The organism is Bordetella petrii (assembly GCF_020991325.1).
In the GTDB taxonomy this organism is placed as follows: Bacteria; Pseudomonadota; Gammaproteobacteria; order Burkholderiales; family Burkholderiaceae_B; genus Bordetella_A; species Bordetella_A petrii_E.
On sequence record NZ_JAJMLX010000143.1, the window covers coordinates 1 to 11501 of the forward strand.

The window sequence follows — 11501 nt, forward strand, 5'->3', positions numbered from 1 at the left end:
CGGCGGCGGCAGCGGCACGCTGCGCGGCAGTTCGGCCAGGGCGCCCGGCGGCTGCCCGATGATCTGGGCCAGTTGGTCGCGCAGCACGGTCAGCAGGTTTTGCTGCAACAGTTCCTGGGCCACGATCAGGTCGTAGCGCGCCTGTGTTTCGTAGGTGTCGGCAATGGTGGAATTGCCCAGTTCGAAATTGCGCTTGGCCGATTCCAGCTGCGCGGCCACCGCGGCTTTTTCGCCTTCGGTGGCGGTAAGCGTGTCCTGCGCAGCCAGCACATTGAAGTACGCATCGGACACGCGCAACAGGAGATTCTGATAGGCCTGTTGCAGTTGCAGTTCGGCGTCGGCCACGCCCAGTTTGGCCTGTTCGAAGCGCTGCCAGCGCGACCAGTCGTAGAGCGGCTGGGTCAGGACCAGATCCCAGGTGCCGCGCGTGCCATCGCGGTTGCGCGTGGAAATATTGCGCGTGGTGCGGGTGTCTTCATAGACCCCGCCGATTTCCGCGTTGACGGCGGGCAGCAGATCGGCCCGGGCCTGCGGCAGCTGTTCAAGGTTGGCGCGATAGGCGGCGCGGGCGGATGCATAGAGCGGGTCGCCGGCCAGGGCCAGGCGCCACACCTGCAGCAGGTCTTGAGCAGCGCTGGCCGGCGCTCCCAGGCTTGCGGACAGCGCCAGGAACAGCGTGGCCGCAAGCGATACGGGACGCATGCCGCAAGTATCAGAACTTGAACTGCGACACCGTGGCGCCGCGCAGCGGCTTGACCAGGGTGTCGAAGAGCGCCACGCTTTCGAAGCTGGCGGCGGTGGTGCGCGTGATGCGACAGGCGGTCATGATGGGGGCCTGCCCCACGATGACGACCAGGCGGCCACCGACGCGCAACTGGTACTTCAGCGCATCCGGCACCACGGGCACCGAGCCGGTGACCAGGATGGCGTCGTATTCGGTGGTGCCCCAGCCGTTGCGGCCGTCGCCGGTTTCGATCTTGACGTTGGTGACGTTATTGAGCTGCAGGTTCTGCTGCGCGAACGCCACGAGGCGGCTGTCGATCTCGACCGAGGTGACTTGCTGGGCCAGGTGGGCCAGCAGCGCGGCCTGGTAGCCCGAGCCGGTGCCGATTTCCAGCACGCAGTCGGTGGGGGTCAGTTGCAGTTCCTGCGCCAGGCGGGCCTCGGTCTTGGGCGGCAGCATGGTCTGGCGCGTGTTCACCGCGTTGATTTCCAGCGGGATTTCCAGGTCGGAGAACGCCAGGGAGCGCAGCGCCGGGGGCACGAACTGCTCGCGGCGTACGGCGAACAAGGCATCCAGCACCTTGGAATCGAGCACATCCCAGGGGCGGATTTGCTGTTCCACCATGTTGAAGCGGGCTTTTTCTACATCGGGCAGGGTCGAGGCGTTCATGACGGCAAAGAAAAAAACAGGGGAAACCAACAGGACATTGTACTGATTCGGTACATTTCTGCGCGGGCCCGCGCGGCGGGGCGGCTGCCCCATCAAGGCCAGGCCCCGGAGGGAGCCTGGCAGCCGCTGGTTACAGCTTTACCACCAGGCGTGGAAGTGGTGCGTGGGGCCATGGCCCGATCCCACTTGCAGGCGGTCGGCGTGGCGCAGGGCTTCCGACAGGTAGGCCTTGGCGCGCCGGGCGGCCTCGGGCACGTCGTCCAGTTGCGGCAACAGCGCCGCCAGCGCAGCCGATAACGTGCAGCCCGTACCGTGGGTGTTGCGGGTTTCGACGCGCTGGCCGGGCAGTTCGATCATGCGGTCGCCGTCGTGCAGCAGGTCGATGGTGTCGTTGCCCGGCAGGTGCCCGCCTTTCAGCATGACCCAGCGCTGGCCATCGTGCGCCATGATGTTGCGCAGGCGCTCGGCCACGCGGCGCATTTCCTTCAGGGTCTCGACGGGGCGCTCGTCGAGCAGCACGCCGGCCTCGGGCAGGTTGGGGGTCAGCATGCTGGCCTGGGGCAGCAAGGCTTCGCGCAGCGCGCCTACGGCATTGCGTTCGAGCAGCAGGTCGCCGCTCTTGGCCACCATGACGGGATCCAGCACGACGTGCGCGGGTCGCCACTTGGCCAGTTTCTCGGCCACCACCACGGTAACGGGTTGCTGGCCCAGCATGCCGATCTTCACCGCGTCGATGCGCACGTCGGCGAACAGCGTGTCGATCTGCTGGCCGACGAAGGCCGGCGGCACGGGGGCGATGCCGGTCACGCCCTGGGTGTTCTGGGCGGTAAGGGCGGCGATGACCGCGCAGCCATAGGCGCCCAGCGCGCTCATGGCCTTGACGTCGGCCAGCACACCGGCGCCGCCCGAAGGATCGACCCCGGCGATGCTGAGCGCGTTGGGAATGGGCCGCCCGCTGGCGGACGGCTGGCGGGCGGCAGTCATTTGGCGTTGGCCGGCGCGGCGGTGATCAGGCCTTCGGTGGGCGAACTGGGCGCGCCGCTGTACAGCTTGCGCGGCATGCGGCCGGCCCGGAAGGCCTCGCGGCCCGACTCGACGGCCTTTTTCATGGCGCTGGCCATCAGCACCGGGTCTTGGGCCCCGGCGATGGCGGTGTTCATCAGCACGCCGTCGCAACCCAGTTCCATGGCGATGGCGGCATCCGAAGCGGTGCCTACTCCGGCATCCACCAGCACCGGCACGCGGGCCTGGTCGATGATCAGGCGCAGGTTCCATGGGTTCAGGATGCCCATGCCCGAGCCGATGAGCGAGGCCAGCGGCATCACGGCCACCACCCCCAGGTCTTCCAGCATGCGGCACTGGATGGGGTCGTCGGTGCAATACACCATGACCTTGAAACCGTCGTCCACCAAGGTCTTGGCAGCTTGCAGGGTGGCCGGCATGTTGGGAAACAGGGTGTGCGAATCGCCCAGCACTTCTAGCTTGACCAGGTCGTGGCCGTCGAGCAGTTCGCGCGCCAGGCGTAGCGTGCGCACCGCGTCGTCGGCCGTATAGCAGCCGGCCGTGTTGGGCAGCAGGGTGAATTCCGAGGGCGGCACGTAGTCCAGCAGGCTGGGTTCGCCGGGATTCTGGCCGATATTGGTGCGGCGGATTGCCACGGTGACGATCTGCGTGCCGCTGGCATCCAGCGCGGCGCGGGTCTGTTCGAAGTCTTTGTATTTGCCGGTGCCCACCAGCAGGCGCGACTGGTATTCGCGGCCGGCGATGGTCAGGGTGTCTGGAGTGGTCATGGCGATGCTTGCAGGGAAGAAAAATGCGACTGCCGGCGCATGTGGCAGGCCGGCAATACATCCATGATAAAGCACGCGGCCGTTGGCGGCGCGGCATGGCCCGGCAAGATCATGAATAAATGGAATGATCCGAGCGGTTTTCATCGTTTGGCGGGCCATTGCGCCGACCGCATACTTGCCCCAACCCCGTGTTCTTCCATCCCTTCCAAGGAGTCCCCATGGTTGACCATCTCATGGCCAGTCTCGGCGTGGACCGATCCATGCATACTGACGGCCCGCATGCCGTCCATACCCCCGTCGACGGCAGCCGCATCGGTTCTGTCCGGTTGGACGACCCGCCCGCCGTAGCGGCCAAGATCGAGCGCGCGCAGCGCGCTTTCGATCTCTGGCGCGCGGTGCCGGCGCCGCGGCGCGGCGAGCTGGTGCGCCTGTTCGGCGATATCCTGCGCCGCCATAAGCAAGCCCTGGGGGAATTGGTGTCCTGGGAAACCGGCAAGATCACCCAGGAAGGCTTGGGCGAAGTCCAGGAAATGATCGACATCTGCGACTTCGCAGTCGGATTGTCGCGCCAGCTATACGGGTTGACGATCGCCTCCGAGCGGCCAGGCCACCATATGCGGGAAACCTGGCACCCGCTGGGTGTTGTCGGCGTCATCAGCGCATTCAATTTTCCGGTGGCGGTATGGGCCTGGAACACCACCCTGGCGCTGGTTGCCGGCAACGCCGTTATCTGGAAACCTTCCGAGAAGACACCATTGACCGCCCTGGCCAGCCAGGCCCTGCTGGAGCAGGCCATGCGCGAATTCGGTGACGCTCCGCAAGGCTTGAGCCAGGTATCGGTCGGCAGCCGCGCGGCCGGCTTGGCGCTGGTCGATGATCCACGCGTGGCGCTGATCAGCGCCACGGGCAGCACCCGGATGGGGCGGGAAGTGGGCCAGCGCCTGGCGGCGCGTTTCGGCCGCGGTATCCTGGAACTGGGGGGCAACAATGCCATGATTCTGGCTCCCAGCGCCGATCTGGACCTGGCGGTGCGGGCCATCCTGTTCGCCGCCGTGGGAACTGCCGGCCAGCGCTGCACGACGCTGCGCCGCCTGATTGCGCACGAATCCATCAAGGACGAGATCGTGGCTCGCCTGAAGCCGGCTTACGCCAAGGTGCGCATCGGCCACCCGCTGCAGGGCAATCTGGTGGGCCCCCTGATCGACAAGGCCAGCTATGACGCCATGCAGGACGCCCTGGCCCGGGCACGCGATGGCGGCGGCAGGGTGTATGGCGGCGAGCGCCAGCTGCAGGTGGAATATCCCGACGCCTATTATGTGTCCCCGGCCATCGTCGACATGCCGGCGCAGGTTGACGTGGTGCGTCATGAAACGTTCGCGCCCATTCTTTACGTGATGAGCTATGCCGATATCAGCGAGGCCATCCGCTTGAACAACGAGGTGCCGCAAGGCCTATCGTCGTGCATCTTCACGACCGACATGCGCGAGGCTGAATGGTTTCAGAGCGCGTTGGGCAGCGACTGCGGGATCGCCAATGTCAATATCGGCACCAGCGGCGCCGAGATCGGCGGGGCGTTCGGCGGAGAAAAAGAAACGGGCGGAGGCAGGGAGTCAGGTAGCGATGCCTGGAAAGCCTACATGCGCCGCCAGACCAACACAGTCAATTACTCGCGCGAACTGCCCCTAGCCCAGGGCATCAGCTTCGATTGACCCTGGCGGGGCTGGCGGCCGGCCCTCGTGCCGGGCAATGCGGCGCGCGTAGCGCCTCAGTCGCCCACGCAGCGCAATCCCGTGGCGGATGGCCGAGGGCGGGCATGGCGCGATTGCTGGACGGCCAGGTAGGCCACGGCGATCTTGCGCGCGGCGAACATGCGCTCGAAGGCGCGCATCTCGATGGAGCCGCATGTCATATCAAAGAATGCCGTCCAGGCGCCTTCCGGCACGCCGGGCCCTGGCATGGCGGCCTCCACCCTGCGGGTCTGCCGGATCAGCGCTTCCGACGGAGGCGGCGTCTTGCGGTAATACCCGCGATCTTCGTAGTCAAAATCTGCGCACATGGGGAGTCCTTCAAGACATGTTTGGCCATTCAAAGGATCAGGATGGCTCCGCAGTCGCCCGATTGCGATCCATAGGCCAGCCGTGTTCCGTCCGGATGCCAGGCTAGGGCGGCGAGAGCGTCGCGACCGGCTTGGCCGATGATCTTGCGGCGATCGCCATCCAGGCCTTCCAGTACGATTGCGCCGTCCGAGTATCCAACCGCGACCCAGCGCTGGCTGGGATGGCACGCGACGGCGGTCACGTGGTGTTGCGGCCGGGCACCGAGCTCTACCGGGGCCAGTCCTATCGGTCCCGTTCCGGCGGTAAACGGCCAAAGCACGGCGCCCGCGCTGCCGTTGGTCGCCAGCCAGCGTCCGTCCGCCGTCCATGACCAGTCCGTCACAGGCCGGGAGTAGCCCAACATCCGGAAGTGCCGGGACGCGTCCAGGCGCCAGCCATGCAGTGCGGCGTCGCGCATCGCTATCATCAGGAACCGGCCGTCGGGCGAAAAAACCATGCGCGTCGGGATGCCTTTCCAGGGTAGCCAGCGCGGCGGGCCGGCATGGTTCCGTTCATGCAGCATGACGCCGTCATAGAACCCCATGGCCAGCCGCCGCCCGGTGCCGTCGAATGCCAGCGCCTCGACGGAGCGGGCCTGTGGATGCTCGGACCATGCGCCCGCGCCGTCCTGCAGCCAAACCGTTCGCCCGCTGGCATAGGCCACGGTGCCGTCCGTGGCCACGGCCAGGGCCGAGACCCATTTGTTTCCGGTGCGAGCCAGGCAAACCGGGTCCTGGCCGGAGGCGGACATGAGACATCCGTCCTCGCCCGCCGAAAGCAGCCCGCCGCCGGGCAGGCGTTCCGCGGCCAAGATATCACCCCGGTGCAGGCTTGTCGCATGGCGACTCGCGAACCGTGCGACATGCATGACGCCGTCTGCCGCCAGGAAATATGCGTCATCGGCTACGTAGCCGGCCATCAGGCAGCCATTGCCTGTGTCGATGCGGCACAGCGTTCGCATTCAGGCCTGGCAACGCTCGAAGGCGCGCCGGAGCGTGGCCGTGTCCAGATTGCGGCCGATGAACACCAGGCGGCTGTGGCGAGCCTGGTCGGGGCTCCATGGGCGTTGATGCTCACCCTCGACGATCATGTGCACGCCCTGAATAACGTATTTCCGTGCTTCACCCCGCAGGGCGAGAATGCCTTTCAGGCGCATGATGTCCTGCCCTTGCTCTTCGACCAGCTTGTTTATCCAGGGGAAGAACAAATTGCCGTCCAGCTCGCCCGCCTGCAGCGAGACCGACTGGATATCGGCCAGGTGCCCAGCGGCCGCGTGTTCAGGGGTGCAATGTTCGTCGTGCACATGACCGGGGCCGCCATGGCAGTGCCGGTCGTCTTCGAAGAAGCGGTCGGTATCGCTCAGGCGGTCGAGGTCGAATGCGCCGATGGCCAGGATCCGGGACAGGGCAATATCAGCCTGCCGGGTGCGATACCGGCCCGCATGCGGGTTGATCCCGGACACGCGGCGCTCGATGTCATCGGCTTGTTCTGGCGACACAAGATCGGTCTTGTTGATCAATATTACGTCGGCGTAGGCAAGCTGGTTAGTGGCCTCGACGCTGTCGACCAGGCGCAATGGCAAGTGCAGGGCGTCGACCAGGGTCACGACGCCGTCCAGTGCGGTTTTCTGCCGTACTTCCTCATCCATGAAGAACGTCTGCACCACGGGAGCCGGGTCGGCCAGGCCGGTGGTCTCGAGCACAATCGCATCGAACCTGCCTGGCCGCCGCAGCAGTTTCTGCAAGACCCCGATCAGGTCGCCGCGCACGGTACAGCACACGCAGCCGTTGTTCATCTCGTAGATATCTTCCTCGGATTCCACGATGAGATCATTGTCGATGCCGATTTCACCGAATTCGTTGACGATGACCGCGTATCGCTTGTCCTGCTGCTGGGTCAGGATGCGGTTCAGCAAGGTGGTCTTGCCTGCGCCCAAGTGGCCGGTCAGGACGGTGACGGGTATTTTTTCCGGTGCGGAGGCCATGGTGTTTAAGTGCGTTCCAGGATGTGCATCCCGCGGTTCCGGTCGATGATGTAGATGAGACCTTCCTGGGTCAGGAAGACATCGTTTGTCGAGGCGCGGTCGAATCCCGGGATATCGGGAACAAAGTGCGCGACTTCGCGCGGCGCGTGCGGATTCTTGATATCCACGACGCGCAAGCCATTGGCGAACCAGGCCACCGGGATTTCCGTGCCGTATACCTGCTCGGCAGGCTGGTGGCAGCCGGTGTACTCGGGCATGTTCTTGCCGCCCAGGCCTTCGATCTGATAGGTGGAGATCGGAACGGGCTGGGTCTCGTCGGTGATATCGACCAGCCACATGAACGGCGGCGGCGAGGGACGCAGCTTGCGCACATCCTCGTCCGCCACCACCGCGATCTTGCGGCCCTCAAGTTCGAACGGCATGGGCAGCACGGTATGAGTGGGATGCGGGAAGGTCGGGCTGTATACCAGCCGGGAGACCAGCTTCGGCTTGCTCATGTCCTCGATGTCCAGGATGGCCATGCCGCCATGCCAATAGGCCACGTACAGCCGGTTGCCGCGGCGCAGCACTTGGTGGCACCACGTCATGCGGTACCCTTCGTCGGGCGTCTCCCCGCCGGCCACCCATTGGCCGGGCATCCACCAGCGGCCCACCTCTTCAGGCTTGGCGGGATTCTGCAGGTCCAGGATCATGGCGATGTTCAGGTGGTAGCCCTCGACCTCTGGCGTGATGTAGGCATAGCGCCCGTCGAAATCGAAGCGGTGCACGCCGGTGCCGGCGGTTTTCCAGAAACAGATCTGCTTGGGGTTCGGCGGGTCTGAGACGTCATAGATGGCCAGCCCTCCCTGGAAGTTTTCGCCCAGTATGTAGGGCGGCGGGCATTCCCAATTGACCAGCATCAGGTCATTCTCCACCCGGACCTTGTGGCTGTGCACGCCTTCCGGAATCGCGATGTGGGCAACTTGCCTGGGTCGCGCTGGGTCGCTGATGTCCAGGATAGTTGTGCCGGCCGGGGCTTCCATGTGCGCGATATACGCATACTTGCCCTGGACATAGACCTGTCCCCCTCCCGCGCAGTCGAAGTGCCCGACACACCTCAATCCTTTGATGTCCGCCATGACGCGATTTCTCCCTTGAGCACTCGATGTGAAGTTATTTCTTGAGCAGGCCCAGCGACTCGAGCAGCGCGGTGTGCGCTTTGTACTCGGACCAGAGCATTGCCTTGGTCGCGGCGCTGTCCATGTAATTGATGCTGACCTCGCGCGAGACCACGAATTTTTTGAACTCGGGGTCGTCGAGCACCTCCTTGAAGGCGTCGTGCATGTAGCGGCTGGTGGCCGGGTCCATGTTCTTCGGCCCGAAGAAGAAGAACTGCAGTTGCACGCCGATGTCGTAGCCCAGTTCCTTGAAAGTGGGCACGCCGGGGTAGTAGCCGACGCGCTCCGGCTGAAACACGCCGAGTATGCGCAGCCGGCCGTCGTCCAGCATGGCGCGGCCCTCGCCGGCGTTGATGACCAGCGCATCCACATGCCCCCCGACCAGCGCCACGCTGCTTTGCGACCAGCCGGGATACGGCACTTCCACGACGTCGATATCGGCAGCCTGGATCAACTGTGCCATGTTCAGGTGCGCAGCCGTGCCCACGCCGGTGTAGCCCAGGCTCAGCTTGCCTGGCGTTGCCTTGGCCGCCGTAATGAACTCCTCGGCGCTTTTCCAGGGCGCTTCCGCGCGCACCGCCAGCAACTGGTACGAGGAGATGACGTTGATGATAGGGGTGATGTCGTCGGGGGTTTTGTAGGCCACGTCATTGATCTGAGGCACGTCGACAATGGCGCCGGTGGGGGTGAATCCGATGGTCAGTTCCCGCGGCCTGGATTGCACGACCGCGGCGATGCCGATCGCCCCGCCCGCACCAGGCCGATTCATGACTACTACACCATGCGGGAAGCGATGGCGCGCTTTGTCGATCACCATGCGTGCCATCAGATCCGTCAATCCACTGACCGTGAACGGGTTGATCATCGTGACCGGGCCATCAGGCGCTTTGGCCACGGCAAACCCGGACATTGTCGCCAACAGTAATGCGGCTATTGCTTTTTTCATTGCATTTCCCCTGGAAATGAGGCACCTGCCGGATCGGCGGCACCTTCGGCTTCATGACATAGGCACTGGGATCGTGTCTGGTCCTCCCTGGTATTGGCGTGTATGCCGGCTGGGCCTGGCATGGCGCCCGCTAGCGCGCCGCGACGATTTGAATCTCGACCAGAAAACGCGGGTCGGCCAGTCGCGCTTCCATTGGAGTGCGCGTTGGCATGCGTCCGGGAACTACCCATGCATCCCATATCGTGTTGACGGCGTCGAGGTCGCGCATATCTTTAAGCAGCACCAGCGCCGAAATGACGCGCGACTTGTCGGAACCGCACCGGCCTAGCAGTTCGTCGATCTGTTCGAGCACCTGCCGAGCCTGTCCGGCGGCGTCCACGCCGGGATCCTGGGCAACTTGGCCGGCGAGATACACCGTGTCGCCGTGGACGACGGCCTTGCTATAGCGAGTGTTGCTTTCCAGATATTCCATGGCGCAGCCGATGTCGATGGATGGGTGACGGTATTCGCGAGGAAAACCGCCCGATGGCACCGCTGGACAAGGGCTCTGCGCGTTCGTAATATCCACGACATCCAACATGCCGATCGGCAAGCCGGACGTTGTGTCGCACGCATGCGAGCCCGACCCATGGTCGGGTCCCGCGCCCCTGCAATTCATCTGAGGCCATCCTAGCAAGCTCGTCGGGGGGGTGAAAGCGATGAAATGACATTGGGTTATCTGAAAACCTCATCACCTCGACTTGCCACCTCACAACAATGAAACTGAACCGGCGTCTTGTTCCGAACCTGCTCATTCTGCAAACGTTTGAATGCGCGGCGCGGCACGGCAGCTTCACCCAGGCAGGCAAAGAGCTGAATCTGACCCAAAGCGGCGTCAGCCGCCATATCAAGGAACTGGAAACCCGGCTCGATTTGCAGTTGTTCGATCGCGTGCGGCAACGCGTCAGTCTGTCTGCCGCCGGGGCCCGGCTGCTGCCGGAGGCCCGGCGCTTGCTCGACAGCGTCGAAGGCACAATGCTGCACTTCATGGCGGGGGCGCAAGCCAGCAATCATCTGGGCGTGGCGGCACCTGCCACGTTCAGCAGCCGCTGGCTGATTCCCCGCCTGCCCGGATTCCTGGCCCGGCATCCCGATACGGTCGTGAGTTTCCAGGGCAGCATGCCGTCGTTTTCCGGCGAATTCGCCCCTTTCGATGTGGCGGTGCACTTCGGCCGCCCCGTTTGGGCCCACGCGTCGTGCGCTTACCTGTGCCGAGAAGTCGTCCTGCCCGTGGCCAGCCCGTCACTGCTGCGAACGCATCCCGTGGCAAGCGCCCATGACCTGGCTGACGTTCCGCTGTTGCATGTGAATGCGCGTTCCACGGCGTGGGAGACGTGGTTCGATGGGCTGGGCCTGGATACCGGTGCTGCTTATCGGGGGCATCATTTCGATCAGTTCTCGATGCTGATCGCGGCCGCGGCAAATGGCATGGGCGCGGCTCTGCTGCCTACCTATCTCATTGAAGACGAGTTGCGGGCCGGGACGCTTCAAGTCATGCTGGACGAACCGCTGCCTACAGACAAGGCGTACTACCTGGTGGTTCCGGAAGATAAAGCTGACGATCCGATTGTCCAGGCATTCTGTGCCTGGATCGGCAACCAGGTTTCGGAACGCAACCTTGCGTCCGGCGCCGGGCCGGAAGCCAAGGACCGTGTGCTTTAAGCGGCGCCCGGAGTGGCGGGGAAGCTGCGAAAGCTAGCGCCGTGCTTTGTCTATTGCCGCGCATAGCTGTTCCGTTGCATCTACCAAGCGCGGTCCAGGCCGGTACAGGGAATCGGCATCCAGACCGTAAACCTGGCCATGCAGGGCGGCCGGCAGGCCATGGGCGCGCCACGCCCGCAGGTTGGCCGCGCCATCCGTGGGGCCGAAGGCGCCCGCCACCACGGCATCCGGCCGTGCCGCCAGCACGCTTTCCAATGACACTTGAGGGGCCAGCACGGGCGCGTCGGCGAACACATTCACGCCGCCGCACAGGCGTACCGCGTCGCTGACGATGCTGGCGCCATTCAGGGTATAGATGGGCTGCAGGCCGGCCTGGATGAACACTCGTACCGGCGCGCGGCCGGCATAGCGCGCCGACAGGGCGGCCAGGCGTG

General features: G+C 64.7%; 12 protein-coding genes and 1 pseudogene. 2 read left to right on the forward strand and 11 right to left on the reverse strand.

The window, feature by feature from the left end; all coding sequences use genetic code 11:
- The 4 genes from LPZ50_RS14890 to LPZ50_RS14905 all read right to left on the reverse strand — a co-directional run.
- Positions 1-702 (reverse strand): TolC family protein (locus LPZ50_RS14890; protein WP_230662250.1); only part of this gene is annotated, 702 nt, incomplete at its 3' end.
- Between the two features lie 10 nt (positions 703-712).
- A complete protein-coding gene (locus LPZ50_RS14895; protein WP_230662251.1) occupies positions 713-1393 on the reverse strand; it encodes a protein-L-isoaspartate O-methyltransferase family protein in 681 nt (226 codons plus the stop codon).
- Positions 1394-1531: 138 nt separating this feature from the next.
- The gene (gene thiD / locus LPZ50_RS14900; RefSeq protein WP_230662252.1) at positions 1532-2377 is read right to left on the reverse strand and encodes a bifunctional hydroxymethylpyrimidine kinase/phosphomethylpyrimidine kinase; all 846 of its coding nucleotides are present in this window, start codon (positions 2375-2377) and stop codon (positions 1532-1534) included.
- Positions 2374-3183: a thiazole synthase gene (locus tag LPZ50_RS14905; RefSeq protein WP_230662253.1), complete on the reverse strand. Its 810-nt coding sequence runs from the start codon at positions 3181-3183 to the stop codon at positions 2374-2376. Before LPZ50_RS14905 ends, thiD begins: the two co-directional genes overlap by 4 nt.
- A 218-nt stretch (positions 3184-3401) precedes the next feature.
- Here LPZ50_RS14905 and LPZ50_RS14910 point away from each other — a divergent pair, with 218 nt between their 5' ends.
- Positions 3402-4892 (forward strand): aldehyde dehydrogenase family protein, encoded by a 1491-nt coding sequence (locus LPZ50_RS14910; protein WP_230662254.1) that lies wholly within the window; start codon positions 3402-3404, stop codon positions 4890-4892.
- 56 nt (positions 4893-4948) lie between these two features.
- Here LPZ50_RS14910 and LPZ50_RS14915 read toward each other — a convergent pair whose 3' ends face one another.
- From LPZ50_RS14915 to LPZ50_RS14940, 6 genes are all read right to left on the reverse strand, one after another.
- Positions 4949-5239 carry a hypothetical protein gene (locus tag LPZ50_RS14915; protein ID WP_230662255.1) on the reverse strand — a complete coding sequence of 97 codons (291 nt, stop codon included), beginning with the start codon at positions 5237-5239 and terminating at the stop codon, positions 4949-4951.
- A gap of 29 nt (positions 5240-5268) precedes the next feature.
- Positions 5269-6240, reverse strand: coding sequence for a WD40 repeat domain-containing protein (locus LPZ50_RS14920; protein ID WP_230662256.1), 972 nt, complete (start codon positions 6238-6240; stop codon positions 5269-5271).
- A complete protein-coding gene (locus LPZ50_RS14925; RefSeq protein WP_230662257.1) occupies positions 6241-7263 on the reverse strand; it encodes a CobW family GTP-binding protein in 1023 nt (340 codons plus the stop codon).
- A 5-nt stretch (positions 7264-7268) separates the two neighbouring features.
- Positions 7269-8381: an LVIVD repeat-containing protein gene (locus tag LPZ50_RS14930; protein ID WP_230662258.1), complete on the reverse strand. Its 1113-nt coding sequence runs from the start codon at positions 8379-8381 to the stop codon at positions 7269-7271.
- Positions 8382-8415: 34 nt separating this feature from the next.
- A complete protein-coding gene (locus tag LPZ50_RS14935) occupies positions 8416-9315 on the reverse strand; it encodes a tripartite tricarboxylate transporter substrate binding protein (RefSeq protein WP_230662259.1) in 900 nt (299 codons plus the stop codon).
- A gap of 181 nt (positions 9316-9496) precedes the next feature.
- On the reverse strand, positions 9497-9946 hold the full coding sequence (locus LPZ50_RS14940) for a RidA family protein (RefSeq protein WP_230662260.1): 450 nt from the start codon (positions 9944-9946) through the stop codon (positions 9497-9499).
- Positions 9947-10122: 176 nt separating this feature from the next.
- Between LPZ50_RS14940 and LPZ50_RS14945 the strand changes: the two genes are divergently transcribed.
- Positions 10123-11067, forward strand: coding sequence for a LysR family transcriptional regulator (locus LPZ50_RS14945; protein WP_230662261.1), 945 nt, complete (start codon positions 10123-10125; stop codon positions 11065-11067).
- Positions 11068-11100: 33 nt separating this feature from the next.
- On the opposite strand, the pseudogene LPZ50_RS14950 reads toward LPZ50_RS14945, so the two are convergent.
- Positions 11101-11501, reverse strand: a pseudogene (locus LPZ50_RS14950) (cobalamin-binding protein); the annotation flags it as partial.